The 18,370-nt window shown below is 36.3% G+C and carries 12 protein-coding genes and 1 pseudogene; 11 read left to right on the plus strand and 2 right to left on the minus strand.

Features of this window, described 5'->3' with window-relative positions; all coding sequences use genetic code 11:
• The first annotated feature begins 63 nt into the window (after window positions 1-63).
• The 8 genes from DP091_RS16920 to DP091_RS16960 all read left to right on the plus strand — a co-directional run bounded on the left by DP091_RS16920 (window position 64) and on the right by DP091_RS16960 (window position 13,684).
• A complete protein-coding gene (locus DP091_RS16920; protein WP_113059404.1) occupies window positions 64-1,773 on the plus strand; it encodes a DNA cytosine methyltransferase in 1,710 nt (569 codons plus the stop codon).
• Between the two features lie 55 nt (window positions 1,774-1,828).
• A complete protein-coding gene (locus tag DP091_RS16925; RefSeq protein ID WP_258394592.1) occupies window positions 1,829-3,469 on the plus strand; it encodes an ATP-binding protein in 1,641 nt (546 codons plus the stop codon).
• Entirely contained in the window at window positions 3,462-6,107 is a 2,646-nt protein-coding gene (locus DP091_RS16930; RefSeq protein WP_113059405.1) for a Z1 domain-containing protein, read from the plus strand. Before DP091_RS16925 ends, DP091_RS16930 begins: the two co-directional genes overlap by 8 nt.
• Window positions 6,108-6,130: 23 nt before the next feature.
• Window positions 6,131-7,141: a PD-(D/E)XK motif protein gene (locus DP091_RS16935; protein ID WP_113059406.1), complete on the plus strand. Its 1,011-nt coding sequence runs from the start codon at window positions 6,131-6,133 to the stop codon at window positions 7,139-7,141.
• Window positions 7,142-7,156: 15 nt separating this feature from the next.
• A complete protein-coding gene (locus DP091_RS16940) occupies window positions 7,157-8,998 on the plus strand; it encodes an AIPR family protein (RefSeq protein ID WP_113059407.1) in 1,842 nt (613 codons plus the stop codon).
• 160 nt (window positions 8,999-9,158) lie between these two features.
• Window positions 9,159-9,806 (plus strand): A/G-specific adenine glycosylase, encoded by a 648-nt coding sequence (locus DP091_RS16945; protein ID WP_181469836.1) that lies wholly within the window; start codon window positions 9,159-9,161, stop codon window positions 9,804-9,806.
• A 547-nt stretch (window positions 9,807-10,353) separates the two neighbouring features.
• Window positions 10,354-10,758 carry an RNase A-like domain-containing protein gene (locus DP091_RS16955; RefSeq protein ID WP_113059410.1) on the plus strand — a complete coding sequence of 135 codons (405 nt, stop codon included), beginning with the start codon at window positions 10,354-10,356 and terminating at the stop codon, window positions 10,756-10,758.
• A gap of 13 nt (window positions 10,759-10,771) precedes the next feature.
• Window positions 10,772-13,684 (plus strand): contact-dependent growth inhibition system immunity protein, encoded by a 2,913-nt coding sequence (locus tag DP091_RS16960; RefSeq protein WP_113059411.1) that lies wholly within the window; start codon window positions 10,772-10,774, stop codon window positions 13,682-13,684.
• 413 nt (window positions 13,685-14,097) lie between these two features.
• Here the strand turns inward: DP091_RS16960 and DP091_RS16965 are convergent, their stop codons facing one another.
• Window positions 14,098-15,426 carry a helix-turn-helix domain-containing protein gene (locus tag DP091_RS16965; RefSeq protein WP_258394593.1) on the minus strand — a complete coding sequence of 443 codons (1,329 nt, stop codon included), beginning with the start codon at window positions 15,424-15,426 and terminating at the stop codon, window positions 14,098-14,100.
• Between the two features lie 400 nt (window positions 15,427-15,826).
• Between DP091_RS16965 and DP091_RS32340 the strand changes: the two are divergent.
• Window positions 15,827-16,316 (plus strand): annotated as a pseudogene (locus tag DP091_RS32340) (nuclease-related domain-containing protein).
• A 116-nt stretch (window positions 16,317-16,432) separates the two neighbouring features.
• Here DP091_RS32340 and DP091_RS16975 read toward each other — a convergent pair.
• Window positions 16,433-16,684, minus strand: a complete 252-nt coding sequence (locus DP091_RS16975) for a helix-turn-helix domain-containing protein (RefSeq protein ID WP_113059413.1) — start codon at window positions 16,682-16,684, stop codon at window positions 16,433-16,435.
• 167 nt (window positions 16,685-16,851) lie between these two features.
• Here DP091_RS16975 and DP091_RS16980 point away from each other — a divergent pair, with 167 nt between their 5' ends.
• Complete coding sequence (locus tag DP091_RS16980; protein ID WP_113059414.1) at window positions 16,852-17,310, plus strand: hypothetical protein; 459 nt, start codon at window positions 16,852-16,854, stop codon at window positions 17,308-17,310.
• A gap of 159 nt (window positions 17,311-17,469) precedes the next feature.
• Window positions 17,470-18,051, plus strand: a complete 582-nt coding sequence (locus DP091_RS16985; protein ID WP_113059415.1) for a hypothetical protein — start codon at window positions 17,470-17,472, stop codon at window positions 18,049-18,051.
• The last annotated feature ends 319 nt before the right edge of the window (window positions 18,052-18,370 follow it).

Genomic DNA, 18,370 nt, shown 5'->3' on the forward strand with positions numbered 1-18,370 from the left:
ATCTGCGAAATGTTAAGCTGCTTATATATGGAACGGATGTTCGGGAGTAAGGGGTGGGCAATATTGAAAAATAAAAAACTGTTAGCGGTTGATTTGTTTTCTGGAGCGGGTGGATTAAGTTTAGGTTTCTTGCAAACGGGTCAAGTGAAAATTGTAGCCGCGGTGGAAAACAATGAGTCTGCCCAAAAAACATATAAAAGAAATCATGATCGTTACAATCTTGAAAATGATGATAGAAATATTACATATTTCAACGATATTAGAAAAGTTAACTATAAAGAGATCATGGATGAATGTCAGAAGATCGATCTTGTTTTTGGTGGTCCACCATGTCAGGGCTTTTCGAATGCAAACCGTCAGAAGTCAGAACTCATTTCAACCAATAACCAGTTGGTCAAAGAATATGTAAGAGCTATTAAAGAATTAAATCCAGACGCTTTTGTAATGGAAAATGTAAAGGCTATGAAATCGGACAAACATAAATTTTTCTACTCATTAAAAGACCAAGAAGAGGTAGTAGAAGAATTAGGTATAGAGCTAATACCCGATAAGGTTATTTTAGGAAGGGAAAATAGCTTGACCGATGAACTGGTCTGTTTTCTCAGAGATTGCATTCAACGGAAAATCGATCTATCCCCATTTATTATAGGTGATAAAAATTTATTCTCTAAAATTAGTCACATTAGCAGAAAAGAGAAAGAAGCTCATATATATATTACTAAAGCCCAAAATGCTTTACAGAAATCTTTCTCAAATTGGAAGGAACAGCATAATAGTTATTGGAGTATTAACTATGAAGAACAGTGGATGAAGCTTGGTGTTTTGATCATGAAGAAAGATCCGACAGAATTATCCCGAATAGATCTATTTAATACTTTAAATCAAATCATTGAAGTCCAAAAGATTTTGATGAAAATGAATGAAATTCAAGCAAACGACATTGAGATAGTTGATATTTTACCTGATCATAAGAACATTTGTATTAAAGTGCAGACATACGGTGTAATGAGTTACTTAATCTCTAAGTTTAGGAACTTAGGTTATACAATAAATGAAGAACATATTATAAATGCAGCGCATTTTGGTGCACCACAGCTTCGAGAACGCCTTGTTCTTATTGGAGTCAAAAAAGAATTCGTAGGGGATAATCCTGTGGTACTACCAAATTCTATTGTTAAAGAACCAAGTCGGTTTTATACAGTGGAGGATGCCATTGGAGATCTTGAGGAAATTGAACCGTTTATAACAATGGAAGCAGATCAGCCGATTGATAAACCACTGCCTAAACGCAACAACCCGCTTCTTCAATACTTACGTGGAACTGATGATAAAGTCAAAAACCATGTTAGGACTGAAACAACTAATACGGCTTTAGAAAGATTTAAAGTATTGGAGCCGGGGCAAAATTTCCATGATCTTGATGAGTCATACAAACAAACATATTCTGATCCTGGTAGAACTCAAAACACTGTATATCTTAGACTTAATTACAAAACTCCATCCGGGACTGTTTTGAATGTTAGGAAATCAATGTGGATTCACCCGATTAAAAATAGAGCAATAAGTATTAGAGAAGCAGCGCGGCTTCAAACTTTTCCTGATGACTTTGTTTTTGAAGGTTCCAAAGATTCCCAGTATCAACAAATTGGAAATGCTGTTCCACCACTTTTGGGTAGGGCAGTGGCTGAACAGGTATTAAACTACCTAGGGGTAGCTGTAAAAGATACACTAAAAAATATAATAATGCCCCAGGAAACAGATACAAAAATTTGATACAAAAATTTAAGTTAAGAGTCTCTGCTCATTTTGAGTAGGAGACTCTTTTATTTTGAAAAAATGGATAACCATTTTTATGAAGGATATAGGTCTCTTGTGTCGAATAATGCAGTATATAATAGTCGTATTGGCATATTCATTTTTTAAACAAGTAGTTGTCATAGGCAGCTGCTTATTTATTTCACATAAATACTTTTCAAAAATGGGAGTACTTATTATGAACATAGTTGTAACTCAGCCATCTGCTACACCTGTTATCCAAGCACTTCGTTCATTAGGATATAATGCAGGAACTGCAATAGCAGATTTGGTTGATAATAGCGTTGATGCGGGAGCAACTAAAATTACACTTGAATTTAAATATTTAGGAAACGATGGGACAATAATAATTGCAGATAACGGTTCCGGCATGGATGAGGATATGCTCCAAATAGCTATGAATATAGGATCAAAAGATCCACGTGCAAATAGGCAACCTAGAGAGCTTGGTAGATTTGGTATGGGACTTAAGACTGCCTCATTTTCTCTTGGTAAGAGGTTAAGTGTTCTTACCAAACATAAGGGCGCCTATGCACAACGGTGTTGGGACCTAGACCATGTGTCCCAATGTAATGAGTGGCAGCTGTTTATGAAGATCCCAGAAGAAGTTAGGGAGTTAATGAACAAAATTGAAGGAGATAGCGGCACAGTTATTTGTATAGATAAGCTGGATCGCTTTATGGGAGCGGGAACTGCAAATACAATACATGAACGTAGCTTTTTCACCAAAGTTCGGCGGATACATAATCACTTAGAGTTTGTTTTTCACTCTATAATTGAATATGACAAGGTCCAGATTATCTTAAACGAAAATGTCCTTGATCCTTGGGATCCTTTTATGATTAAACATCCTTCAACTGTGGAAGGTGAAACACAGGTTTTGAACATCAATGGAAACAGAATAAAAGTTAAATATTATGTACTGCCTCATGCCTCATTTCTAAATGAACAAGAATATAAAAGAGCAGGAGGTAATAGAGGATGGCGAGACCACCAAGGTTTTTATATATATCGTGAGAACAGACTCCTGTATTACGGGGATTGGTTGGGGATGTTTCAGAAGGATGCTTCATGTCAGCTGGCAAGAATTCGGGTAGACCTGCCGAATATGGCAGATAATGACTGGCAGGTAGATATAAAAAAGTCAGCTGTTATTCCACCTGATAATGCTAAAATAAGGCTTGAATCAATAGCAAAATTTGTTCGAAAAATTTCTCGTGATATCTTTTACTTTAGGACCCAAGGCTCCCATTCTAACCAAACTTTTAAAGGGAGTCTCAATACATGGGAGTTGTCGGGGAGTGACGAAGGGCAGCAATTTATTTTAAATAGAAATCATCCTATTTTATTAGAAATTCAGAAAAAAATAGATGATGAAACAGCAAGATTGCTTAACATGTATTTAAAGTTCGTTCAATTGGGATCACCCAGTAATATCATTGATTCACCAAAAGTGGCGGAAGAAGTCATTCAAATGGTCACCGACGCTAGGAAAGAGTTAGTTGTCCAATTCTCATCCACCTTAACTAAGCTTCAAGTTGTTGAGAATCAACAACAACTATTAGATGCACTTATTACTCAACCTGCCTTTGATGGTCTAAATCAAATAACGTTGAAATTAATTTTGGAAGAGGCGAATCTCAGCTATGAATGAGGCAAGAGGGTTATTTGAACAAACATTTGCAACTAATTATATGAACTTAAAGTCATTCTTTCCTAGCCAAGAAAAAGCAGCTGAAAAAGCACTCGATCTAGCAAAACTCGTAATACAGGAACAACAAATAGAAGCGGGTCTAATCAATCAGTGGTCGTTAGAAATGTATAAGGATTATAATGTTGATTTCGACGTTATAAAAACTCCTGTATTACGTTTAGAAGAAGTGAGTGACTGGTACAATCCCAAATTACTCATGGGAGCTTTTTTTTGGACCCGTTACCGAGACTATCTAATAAGAGTTAAACATTGGGACCAAGAGGCTGTTCGTTCTATTGATGATTCAACAAATGAAATTATGCGGTCTTTGGGAAATCCAAAGGAAATACACCCTTTTGACAAGCGAGGTCTTGTATTGGGGTATGTGCAGTCCGGAAAGACTGCTAACTTCACAGGCTTAATTAATAAAGCTTACGATGTTGGATATAAGCTAGTAATCGTATTATCTGGTGTACATAATGATCTGCGGGCACAGACACAGCTTAGATTAGATGAAGAAGTGATTGGAAGCAGAGTGGATAGGGAGGGTAAACCAGTTGGAGTTGCCCAAATCTATAGAAATACACCTAATCATATTATTTCAACATGGACTACAGTGGAACGTGATATCTCTTCTGAACCAAGCGGTATGTTTAACTTAAATCAAAGAACTCTTATGGTTGTTAAAAAGAATAGTATTGTCTTAGAATCACTTAAGAATCAACTTGAGTATCAGAAAAATTTATTTAATTTAGATATTCCCGCTTTAATAGTCGATGATGAAGCAGATCAAGCATCTGTTGATACCTCTAAAAATGAAGATCCAAAGACAATTAACAAATTAATACGTCAAATTTTAGAAGTATTTAATAGAAGATGTTATGTAGGCTATACAGCGACACCGTTTGCAAATTTATTAATTAGTGCTGAAGCTAAAACGGAAGAGGAAGGTAAGGACCTGTATCCTAAAGATTTTCTTGTCGGCCTTCCCAAGCCTAAAGAATATTGTGGTCCGGAAGAATTCTTTAACGTTGAAGAAGAGGCGGACGATCCACGTCCAAGTTTGATTCGGCCTCTGAGGGATCCAGATATCGAAGTCTTTACTGGAATTAAAACAAAGGGAGATGCTGATAAATTTGAAGAGGTCCCTCCGCAGATGGAAGAGTCAATATTAGCATTTCTTTTAACCATTGCTGTAAGAAATCTACGAGGTCAGAGGAATAAACATAACTCGATGCTTATCCACACCTCTCGTTTTAAAGATGTTCAGTCAAGTGTGAAAGACGGTGTGGATAAAGTATTTATGGAAATCACAAAACAGATTCAATATAACAAATATAGTGAAACAGTAGAAGCGATTAAACGAATTTATAAAGAAGATACTATTCCGACAAGCAGAGCATGGCCAGAGGATATTCTTGAATTTAGCTGGGAAGAGGTCTATCAGGAACTAAGAGATTGTTCTAAAAAGGTTAGGGTTTTCGAAATTAATGGAAATAGCAAAGATGCATTAGACTATCACCAATACAAAGAGGATGGTTTAAACGTAATTGCAGTAGGCGGAGATAAGCTATCACGTGGACTCACACTTGAGGGACTTAGTATAACTTACTATTTTAGAAATACATTAATGTATGACACTTTAATGCAGATGGGGCGCTGGTTTGGATATCGGAAAGGATATATGGACTTGTGCAGAATATACACAACCGGAGAAATTGCTTCAAACTTTGAGCACTTGGCTATTGCTATGATTGAACTTCGTAGAGAATTTGACAGGCTAGCTCTAGCGAATAAGACTCCACTGGAATATGCGGTAAAAATGTTAAGTCATCCAACTATGACCTTAACAAGTCCTTTAAAAATGAAAAATGCTGCTATAACAAATGTTATTTATCGGTTAACTCTGCAGCAAACTCGTATATATGAGAACAAGGAAACTTTTTTTTCTCACAACATGAAAGTGACTGAGAACTTAATAAATAAACTCCACCCACGTTTTATGAAAACTCATATTGGATCGGGTAAAACTGGTTATTATATAGCTCGGGAAGTTGAAGTAAGTACAGTATTAAATTTCCTATCTGAATACAAGACCAGCCAAGGTGCCGATAAGGTTGATAACAGCAAAATTGTAAATTATATTCGGCAGGTTAATGATATGGGAGAGCTTTTACATTGGACAGTAGCAGTGGTTGAAGGAGAGCCAAGAGATAAAAGTGGTCTTGAGAAATTCCCAGTACAATTTGGGACATTTAAGATTGATTCTGCAGTGGTACGAGGGGTTAAAGCTGAAGAGTATAACAATCAAGGGCAGGCTAAAATTGATATACGTGCTATAGTTGCTTCGCGGCAGGAATTCATAGATCTCGATCTATCGGCGATAAAGAATATGAAGGATAAACAAGAGATTCGAAAGCTACGGTCAACAGAAAAAGGGATGCTTCTAGTATACCCGCTTCATCCTAAAGTAAAAGTATTTGAATCCCTAAGTTTTACCTTTAGCGAGAAAATGGTCCCAATTGGTATTGCGATCTCATTCCCCGACTCAAAGTTAGATGATTCTAAAATTTATGAAGTGAATAAAACAATAAAATAAGTGTTCTAAAGAGTGAGGAAAATATGTTGAATCTTAAATTAGAATTCGAGCAAATGATTAAAGAATTAAATAGCCATTCCCAGCAAGAAGTTTATAAACTGAGGATTCTTACGGTGGAAAGTCCCATTCTTTTTGCAGGTGTAGATACTGTAAATATGAATAGACAGCTGTATATCGATTTAGGACCTGAATCCTGGGAGCCAGCTCAGCTTAAGGCACTTCCAAAATGGCGAGGGCTATCTATCAAAGTTGAGTATTATGAAAAACTGGCTTTACTTAAAGGGCATTACTATCTTGTTTTACGACAAGAGACAGGACATGGTACAGATATTTTTGAGGTTGTGCTGCAGAATGTAGTGGATCATTTGATGACCAGAGAACAGAATGAATCAGTATTTACTGTAATTTACAAGGTATTAGATAGATGGCGCGTATTTTTTCAAAAAGGTGGTTACCGTAAACTAACTGAAGAACAGCAGCGGGGACTTTTCGGAGAATTGTGTTATATACAAGATTGGCTTAATCGGTTTCCAACTGCTCCCCCACTTATTATAGACCAGTGGGAAGGACCAACAAGTGGAAGAATCGATTTTAAGCATTCTAATCGGGGTGTAGAGATTAAGACTGCAATAAATAAGCTAATGAAAACAATAAAAATATCAAACGAAAATCAGTTAAGGCTAACAAATGCAGTATCTAGTATTTATCTCTATGTGTGTTTTATAGAGCCTAGTAAAACTCATGGTGTTTCTTTACAAACACTTGTGAACGAGGTCCGAACAAATATTGCAAGTCGTTCTGATCGTTTGTTATTAAAATTTAATGATCTTTTAGACGATTTGAGATTTAAAGAAGAAGACTATGCGGATGATTTCTTCTTTCTAGATAAAGTAGAGGTATATGAAGCTGCGGCGGACTTTCCAAGGATATTGCAGGAGGATTTACCCAAAGGAATCTCACATGTTAGTTACAGCATCGACCTTACACATTGTACTGATTTTGAAAGAGAAGTTGATGAAGTATTCGATTTGTAATGGGGGACTTTTTGAATGTTAGAAAATAGACAGCGGAGCGAATTCCTCAAAGGATTTCTTGAAGAAATAGAAGAAAAAGCATCAAAAACAGGAGTTTATCGAGTTCCTTTCTTAGAAAAGATGCTTCAGTATATGGAGAGAGACGATGATCCTGATATATTAATTCCTCCATATATAGATACTCAAAAAAAAATAGCTGTAAATGCTTACTCATTTGACGAAAGTCAGAACGTTCTTGACTTATATATAGCTGATTATAACTTTGATCAAAACGAGCAGCAATTACTTACGATAAATATGACGATGATGACTGAACTTGCCAATCAGGCTAAACGATTTTTTACGAACGCTAAAACTTTAGCTCATACAATCGATCATTCTCTTCAAGCTCGAGAATTGGCTGTACTTATATCAGATAATATAAGTGATATCGATGAAGTGAATATATTTGTAATAACCAATATGTTCTATAATTCTAATAAACCAATAGAGCTATCGATTCCTGGAGTTGAAACAGTTAATGTTCAAGTGTGGGACGTAGATCGGATACTTCAGATCATCTTGGCCGAGCAAGGTGTCCAAACGATTCATATCGATTTTGCGAAGGATTTGGGAGAGTCATTTGAGATGATGTACGTTCCCAATGCTCAGCATGAAGGAGAAATGAATTATTTTACATGTTATGTAGGATTCATACCTGCACAATTACTTGCTAAAGCTTATGACCAATGGGGTTCAAAACTTGTTGAACGAAATGTACGATCTTACTTGCAGGCTAAGGGTGGAACTAATAAAGGGATTTTGAAAACTCTTAAAGACCCCAATGAAAGACGAATGTTTGTCAGTTATAATAATGGTATCTCTAGTGTAGCTCGTTCGGGAGAAATCGAAAAAATAAATGAAAACATAAATCTTTATCGTATTAAGGGGCTAACCGGTTGGCAAATTGTAAATGGCGGACAGACTACAGCATCAATTCATCAGGCTTATAAGAGCGATGTAGATTTATCGGAAGTATATGTTCAGGCAAAATTGACCATCCTTCATGTTGAAGCAAATCAAGAGAAAGATCATCAACTGCTTGAAGATGAGATGGTTTCAAATATTTCAGAGTATGCCAATACACAGAATAAAATAAACAAATCTGATCTGTTAGCAAATTCTAGATTTATGTCTGAGTTAGAAAAGTTATCCAGGAACACATGGATCCCAACCAATGATGGTAGAAAATTAGAGAGTAAATGGTACTTTGAACGCGCAAGAGGTCAATATGCAGTTGATTTAAATAGACGTAAACGTGGTAAGGAGCAAAATGAATTTAAAAAGCAATACCCAAGTGAAAAGACTATTACCAAAGTTGATTTGGCTAAACATTATATGTCTTGTGAAGGTTTCCCCCATATTTCAAGTAAAGGCGGAGAAGAAGCCTTTAAGCGGTTTATGGAGCAAAATAAACAGTTTTGGAAATACGAGAAGGATGATAATGATGAGACTATTCCTCTGAGTGAAGTTACCCTAGAAGTTTATCAGAAATTAATAGCAAGAACCATTATTAATCGTCATGTAACTAATATTGTGGAGTCTATGAGGCTGCAGGGATATAGGGCAAACGTAATTTACTATACTGTGTCCATGCTTAATCATATATATGGAAATAAAATAGAGCTAGTAGATGTATGGAATCGACAAGCGTTATCAGATAAATGGGATGAAGTAATAAGAATTATTGCTGACAAGGCATTATTTTTCCTACGTGCCTCTGCAGGTGATCGGAATGTAACCCAATGGGCCAAGCAGGAAGCCTGCTGGGTGCAGTTCAAAGATGAATATACGAAGCAGCTGAGTAATATCATCTGATTTTGATTTAGGTACAACAAAACACTCAATAACTGGGCTAGTGAGCAGGTATTGAGTGTTTTGTTTATTATTAAGGGCCATTAATGATTGAAATTATTGGATGCTGCTAATATGGGTAAGAATAAATAAGAATACGAAAAAACATAAAGGTGGTGATGAAGTGAGCCAAGATTCTTTCTTTTGGAAGGAGCTGCTGACATGGTATATCGAGAATGGACGGCATCACTTTCCTTGGCGAAATACGAAAGATCCTTATCGAATTTTATTGGCAGAGTTTCTGCTTCAGCAGACCCATGTACGTAAAGTTGAGGAAGTGTATGAACAGCTGCTGCTGAAATATCCTGATATAAGCGAACTAGCAAGGGCAGATACTGAAACACTGGAAGAAATCATTGCTCCTATTGGACTAAACTATCGTGCAGAAAGACTAATAAAATCAGCTGAGATAATCTGCAGTCAGCATAACGGTACAGTTCCGAATGATTATAACGAGTTAAGGGAGCTCCCTGGAATCGGCGATTATATTGCAAATGCTGTACTGTGCTATGCATTTGACCAGCCGGTTGTTCCGATTGACACGAATGTTATTCGGCTCTTTACAAGATATTTCGGGTACACATCAATGAATCCTAGACCTCGAATGGACAAAGAGCTAGCAGCTAAAATTAGGGCACATTTTGAAGGAATGGACAGTACAAGAGATGCTAATTTAGCAGTGCTCGATTTTGCTGGATTAATATGTACCTCGAAAAATCCAAAATTAACAGAATGCCCGTTATCCAAGAATTGTATTAAATATATCTTTTGAGATGGGCTTGCTGTTGAAGAATACAAACATCGACAAAGTAATCCTTTGCTAATCTAGTTCGCCTAAACATGTGGTCTTGAATTTTGCGTCTTGATTCGTGTGGTTCTTTTTGTCTATTCGACGAATAAGAACTTCCTTTTCTTATGTCTATTCACAATGTAAATATAAGACTGAGAAGAAGGAAATGGGAAATTGATGTAGAATATTGTCTGTATAAGGGACTTTTATACTGATTAGGTAGGTGATGATATGGCTCTATTATGTCATAAACAAATGACTAAAATAGATAAAACAAGAATCAGCATTCATCAGACTGTTAGGGGGACGTATTCGATTTTCAGAGATAGCTACGGTAGAAAGTATTTTCAGATAGATACATATGGTTCGGAAGACAGGGAAATTCCAAACAAAATAAGTCAGTCACTGCAGTTTGATGAGGAAACTGCTTTGTTTTTGATTCAATTAATAAAAAAAGAATTTGAAATAAAATAATTTATGGATTCTACATATATTCTTTTTGTCAGCACATTTTTTGGGGGGATACTTTATGGCATTATATTCAAATACAACTATTCCATTACCAAGAGGGCTTCAAGAGCATGAGGATCTTGGAGGTCATTTGATAAAGAAGCACGTAAATGTAACAGACTCAGACTTAACCCAGAGACTAACTGACGAACCTGAAATTAGTGGTGCTTCTCGATTTAATGATCTAAATTCAGCAGAAAATGTAGTTAGAGAGTTATTGATATCAAATCAGCAAAAAATAGAAAACTGGTTAAAGAACAGACCAGGGCAATTCAAAACAACTATTGTGCATAGAGATACAGATATAAATGGTCGGGGAATTTTGCGCGGAAATACGTCTTTTGATAGTTTGAAAAATATATTGATAGTGCTACGTCGTACGGGGAATGATGGCTTTATTTATACAGGTTATCCTACTTGGTAAAAGGAGTATTTAAATGGAGCAAATTGATTGGTATGAAGAATTACAAGACTTCCTATTGTCCTATTTTAATCAAGATATGGGAAATATAAAAGAGGCTTTAGACACTTTTGTTGAAAATAATGATATATCATATAAAAATATTGTTTTAAATTCACTTGAAGCTTTCAAAGTGGCTGACTGGACTTCGGAACAAAAAGAGCAGTTTATATTAAACAATGTATTCATAAACTTTCCGGCTATAAAGCTATCACCATTGGAATGGATTGAGAAAATATATATATTATTGAAAAAAGACCTAAACAGTCAAGAGGTTGAAGTTAATATTGAGTTATTCAAAAAAGCAATAGGGGTTGCAGAAAATTTAATTGACCAGGATCATGTAATAAAATATGGTGCCGTTTTTGCTATAAATGAAGCTGTAGAAGTTTTGAAATCTATATCCAAATTCTCAAAAGTTGATTATATCAAAGTTCAAGAACGAATGCTAGACTACTATAATTCCTCAAGTACTAGCAGTAATATAATAGTTAAAAATAAGGATTCAGAGCCGACACCGTGGTATACCTCGGAGTATAGCAATATTACTTGGAGATTTTGGAATAGATATAGAAAATATTTGTTAGAAACAAAAGAGTGGGATAGCAGAACTGTTGATGGACTTGATATTTCTACTGAGGGAATATTAAGAAGATTTGAATACCCTAAATTTAAAGATGAATTTGATATAAGGGGTCTTGTGGTAGGGGAAGTACAATCGGGTAAGACGTCAAATTATACGGGGCTGATTTGCAAGTCTTTAGATCTAGGTTATAACCTAGTTATAGTATTAACAGGCATTCATGATGACCTTAGAAGTCAAACGCAAATTAGACTTGATGAAGAGGTTATAGGTAGAAAATCAGGAGAGCAAAGTAAGGGCTTAATTGGGGTTGGACTTATTGAAGAATTACAAATCCAATGCTTAACATCACGCTATGAAGGAGGAGACGTAAACAGCAACTTATTAAGTCGGGTAGGTGTTTATCCAACTGAAGGCAATCCACTTATTTTAGTTGTTAAAAAGAACAAGTATATACTTGAAGCGATAAGAGACTATTTTAAGAATAAAACCCATGGTATTTCAATGCTGATGATAGATGATGAGGCTGATCAAGCGTCGATCGACACAAATAACCCAGAAAGCATTGAGAATGAGGAATATAACCCTACTACTATCAATGCTTTAATTCGCGAAATTTTGTTGCAGTTTAAACAGAGAGTTTATACAGGATATACGGCGACACCTTTTGCAAATGTCTTGATTGACCATCAATTAACACATGATAAGTATGGGCCTGATTTATTCCCGAAGGATTTTATTGTTTCTCTGATAACACCACCGAATTACGTTGGACCAAATACTATATTTGGGACTGAGGGGCACCCAATTCTTAGAACAACAAAGGATGAGATACAATTTAATATGAATGAAGAAGGGTTGCCAACTAGTTTGCCAAACTCTTTGCGACAGGCTTTTAAATCGTTTATTTTATCAACCGCCATTAGAGTTTTACGTGGTCAAACCTATAAGCATAATTCAATGTTGGTACATATAAATCGATCAGTTAATTTCCAAAAGGTTCTAACTAGGCTGGTTCATGAGGAGTTAGAACAGATAAAAATTTATTTTAAATATGATGACAATAAGGAACAAAAGGATAAAATAATTGATGAGTTGAAAGGTTTATGGGAAGATGACTTTATAAAGACGACAGCGACAATTTGTGGTCCTAATAACGAAAATAGTTGGGATGAAATCACTCAAATACTGCATGAAGTTATTCAAAAAATTACTGTTCAAATGATAAATGGCCAATCTACTGATAGCTTAAATTATAAAGAAAATGTTGAAAATGGATTATATGTAATAGCGATTGGTGGTGATAAACTCTCAAGGGGTTTGACTCTTGAAGGACTTACAACTAGTTACTATTTAAGATCGAGTAACATGTATGATACGCTAATGCAAATGGGCAGATGGTTTGGGTATAGAGATGGGTATGTTGATCTTTGCAGAATTTATACGTCACCTATTCTCATTGAAAACTATCGATATATTACTAAAGCAAGCAATGAGTTACGAGAAAATCTTAAGCTTATGGAGGTATGGGGAAAATCACCTACTAGTTTTGGTTTGAAGATTTTATCAAATCCTGATCTACAGGTTACTAGTCAACTTAAAATGAAGGATGCGTTTGAAGTTACCGAATCATTATCTTTTTCAGGATCGACTTCACAGACTGTTGTTTTTGAAGAAAAAAAGGATATTGTTGAGGGCAATTATTATGCTACTCTATCCTTTATTAATGATTTAGGAAAGCCCCAAGACCAAAAGAACGGGAATTATCTGTGGCATATAAAACCAGAAACTATACTTGAGTATTTAAATGATTTTTCCACTCCTGAAAATGCATTAACTGTAAAAACTAATTTATGGTCAGACTACATAAAAGAGCAGTTACAGCAGAATGAATTAATTAATTGGACTGTTGCGTTGATGTCCAATCAGCACGAAAATGAGCATAGTTTCAAAGTTACTAGCGATATTATTTGTAATCCTGCAAGCCGGCAATACCTTAATAGAATGGACGGAATAATATCAATAGGTACACTTTTAAGTCAAGGGGATGAGTTCCTTGACATTGATGTTCAACAAGAAGCTTCAAAAAAAATAAAAACTTTAAGGGCTTTGAGACCAGTAACTAATGGGTTATTGTTAGTATATCCACTAATAATTACTGATAAATTTGCTGTCGATGGGAAGAAACCATCAATTAAAAGCTTAGATCAGAGAATTATTGGTCTAGCCGCTTGTTTCCCTTACAGTGAAACAGCTCAGACAATTAACTATGTTGCAAATACAGTATACATTAGAAATAATGAATAGTTAGGCTAAGGTAGGTATTAACAAACAAAATACAAACCGCACAAACAGAAAGTGAGAGACGCTGGCTTGTACTTTTTGTATTTCATCCCACCTAAAATTTCATATTCAGAAAGGGCCTACTTCTCCACTTTAATTGGTTGTAGGTCCTTTGCAAATTGATTAACATTATTCGAATAACGAGTACAGATTAGGGTTTATCAGTCAAAGTTCAAAGGTCATTATAAAAACTTTACCTTGTTTTGAAAAATGGTTGATTAACGGAAGTACCATGAAATCGTGGATTTAACATGAAGAACCTAGGCTATACAACAATCACTAGCCTGGGTTCTTTCTCCGTTCTCTAATTCACTGATATCGGATCAATAACATGCGACGCTGCAGTTAAGCAATTGGCAACTAAGGCCTCCGTGAAGCTAAGGATGAATAAGAGTACCGCTAACTTTCAACTTATCTCGTATTGCAGCATACCTTTCTAGATCGACATGACTTAGCTTAGATTGTATATGCTCCATGGTTGTGCAGCATCTTACGATGTTAATTTCAAAATTGATGGTGTATGAGAATTCTAAACTATCCAGTATATATTTTGATCCTTTTTTAATGTTACCCTTCCGTATATAATACATGCCGACATCGGTAAGGAATTTAGCAAATCGGTCATCAATTAGTTGTTCGTTATAACTGCCAACTGGTTCTCGTCGCTTGAGATGATCCCTGATCAGATTCTCAAATCTTTCGAGATATTCATCAATTTCAAAATGATACATGTTAGCTGCTTGGATGACCTTAAATAAAGCTCTTAGTATTTCGTTCTCTCTCGAAGAGATATACTCGATGTATGGTTCTAGTACTTCTATGTTGCCTTTCATTAGTTCATATAGATAACGGTTGCCTCTAGCCCATTCCTGGAATTGCTCTTTGGTTCGTTCGGCAGTTTCATCTGATTCTATAATCCAGCTTTGATCCTCATAACAGGATAAGTAATAAAGTGCTTGATCATAATCATTGTTATCTGCAGCTATGGAGCCTAACAGCAGATCGGAGTATAAAATATATCCAAACAACGGTTTGGCTGGCTCTATTGGTTTCCTATGTGACCTGTTTTTATTATGTTTCTGCCCATACAACATTCTGGAGATGCGTCCCATTTCCTGAGCATAGTACTTTGCTTTATTCCTTTTATTTAAGGACAACAACGTGTTAGTTAAATCTTTTAAAGCATCTAATTGCACCCCTTCAGGAAGTCGCTTGACATAAGCTTCAAATTGTATGGTACAGTTCAGATTATGTTCCTGATCCGAGTTTAGGGAGCAAGTAAATATTCTGTATTGACACAAACCTAATCGTTCAGCATGCTGGTGTTTTTCATTTTCGGCAACTTTTTTGTATATGATCAGAGCAGCCTCCCGATTGCCCTTGTGAAATAGTGCTTCAGCGCTATCAAAGAGTAGGGATGAATAAGCTGGGTTATCGATTATTAAATCAACAGCCTGATCGATGCAGTAGAATTTCCCTAGCTCGGCACATCGCATGATAAAGGGGCCAAGTCGTCTCCAGTTCGGGGTTGACTCATTTACATATAGAGAATAAAAATATCCTTCTCCTAGATTCATGGCTTTCGTAATTAAATCAAGACTTGAAACGGAAAGGGGCTGGTTCCCATTGATAAAGCGGCTGAGGGTTCCAGAATTGATTCCCGATTTAATTGCAAAAGAGGAAATGCTGAGTTTTTCCTTCTCCAAGTAACGTAATAGCTCCGTACTGATCGTTCTGTCTGTAGGTACCAAAGATATTCGCCTCCAGATCCATATACCATATTTAGGAAAATAATTTATATAAGTAAGTTAATGTATAAATATACGATGGGTCAATAACTTTGTAGTATGATTAGGGAGGCATTCTAAAATAAAGGGGAGAACGTAGCTAGTAATTAATTCTACTGAATGGAGTATACAGAGGAGTACATCGCCTCTTAATAAACGGATCGAGTAAATTACATACAGAACGGAGCTCTCTTATGTTTGAAAAATTAAAGTCCTTGTTCAAATCCTCTGATAAGCCAAAGAAAAAGCCGGCTCAACATACGAATAAAGCCAAAACATCAGGAAACAACGCCAATCCCAAGGTTCAGCCTACTCGAATTTGGGTGAGCATAAGATTAATATTCAACTAGACCAACTCCCCAAAGGATGTAGATATGTAAATGATTTAATGGTGACGAATTCGAAGTCCCGAACGGGCTATTCGCAGATCGACCATGTAGTGATCACACCACAAGGATTGTTTGTCATCGAGACGAAGAACTACATGGGAGAGGTTAAGGGAACAAGAGTGGACGGTAAGTAACCTGTTTAAAATGTATAATCCCTTTATGCAAAATTACGGCCATATTCAAGCGATTAAAAGCTTGCTTCCTGACTACCAAAAAAGCCAGTTCATCTCACTGGTTTCTTTTACAATGCGCTGTAGATTCAGCGTAGATCCGGAACTAAGAAAAATCCAATCGGACGAACTGATTGTGTACGATGTTGAGCTTTCCGAATATATTCAGCGCAAAATGAATCGGATTCAAGCGGAGAAGGTGGATACCGTTTATCGGAATCTGATATTCAGAAAATCTATCAATCATTGATTGAGACGAACATCACTGATCCGAAGATTCGGGCTGAACATGTGGAAAAGGTGGGGAATGCTGGGAGGGCGAAAAAATGATAATTGGGATCTACTATTTACTCTAGTCGCCCTAAACTATTTCTCCTCCAATTCCCTCTCATACGTCTCAATCAAAACCGAAGCCTTAACATGAAGCGCCCTTGCTAATGCAGTAATTGTTAGAAGAGTAGGCGCTTTTTCTCCGTTCTCTAGCTCACTAATATAAGATCGGTCGACACGGGAATAGAGGCTCAACTCATCTTGGGTGAGCTTTTTTTCTTTGCGAATATTTCGAAGAGCTCTGCCGAAGGCTAGTAACTCTATGGATTTATCATTATGATTAGCCACGTTATAACCCCTTAATAGATAGTTAAATTCATCTTATGCGGTTCTATAAGGGAATTTCCGTAGGCTATTGCCTACAAATTGGTTAGAATGATATAATACAGATACTGGAAAATGATGATTCCGATTACTAGAGTATATTCTTAGTGAAAATGGGAGTGAAGCTAATTATGAAATCGACGGTAACAAGAGATGCTGACCTTAATATGAATACATCCTCCCAACATGAGGAAGCAGGCGGCTTTTACCAGGATATGATTGTTCTTCATGCCAGCTGCTCTCAAGAATATATGAATTTATCTTTGCATTTCTTTGACAAAAATATGCATCACGTCAGTTTATTACTATGCAACAGGGCATTAGAATCCATGCTAACTGCTTTATATATAAAGAGGGAGAGAAGGCAGCCTATTTCAAATATGTTGCTAGAAGAAATACTGCGGATGTTCCCCAAAGACTCGGAGATGAATGTGGAGCCTTTGATATTTATACAATCCTTATCCTTTTTATCACAGGAGAACTCCCTCATTAGCAAAATGCAGCCCACACATCTAATGAACCTGATTAAGAAAGCGGATGAGTTCCTTCTTCAGATATCTAGCCAACTAGAGTTACCCTATGAAACATAGCATTCTGTTTTTGAGAAATAAAGCTAGCCGTTATCTTCATTGATCAACCAACTTGGCAATTCTACAATGTTGCGTATCGTTACGAAATATAAAATGCAACTTTTTTTCTCCCCTTCGTTCTTACATATATACCCAAACTTACAAGGAGGATTCAACCTAATGAAAAATCTCTCTCGCGGTATTTTATCTTTATGTTTAATCGGAGCATTACTTCTCTCTGCATGTGGGAAATCAGATGACACTGACACTCTTTCCAATAGCGAAGAACCTACCAACACAACAAGCCCAGCACCTTCAACCAACAATACACCAACAAACACAGAAAGTCTGATCGAAACAGCCGAGAAAGAAGCAATTAAGGACATCACAGCGGCCGATTTTAAGAAAGGCGTCTCTATTGACTTTGACAAATATAAAGGCAGCTTCTTTGACGAAAACATTATTCCCAAATTAAGGAAAAATCTTGAATCAGTTGTGGAGAACAACAAAGAAAAGTTTGAAGAGAATCTGAATAAGGAGTCTTTGGAATCTATAAGAGAAGGCTTCTATTACACAAACGAAAGCGATCAATTTATGTTCTATGATTTGGATCTTATAGAAAAAGTCGATCAGCCAGAACAAATTAGAGTAGGCGTGCGCTTTGCAAAAAAATCCTCAGACGGGAGTATTGAAAATCAAGGTATTACCTACTTCTTTACTAAAAACGAAGCAGGAGAATGGAGTATTGAAAATATAGATTAAAACCCATACAAAAATAGAGGCGGCTCCCTCGTAAGGAGCCGCCTTGTTGTTGCTTAAGTAAATCCGTTATCGTCAGGATCGGCAGTAATGTGGACTTCCGGATATTGCTCCTTATAAGTTTGGACGTATTGGTTAACGTCCGCTGCCGTTTTTAATGCTCAGGTGCAGTCTGCCGGTCGCTTTTCATGCCGTTGTATTGTTTGAATTGTAATAATCTGATTAAAAAAACCGTGGAATTAATTTAGAAAATGGAAATAAAGTAAGATAATAGTACAGCAAAAACCTGTGTCATGTCTCATGGGAGCGCTACAGATAAATA

It is taken from the genome of Paenibacillus sp. MDMC362 (assembly GCF_003269305.1).
Classification (GTDB): Bacteria; Bacillota; Bacilli; order Paenibacillales; family Paenibacillaceae; genus Paenibacillus_AQ.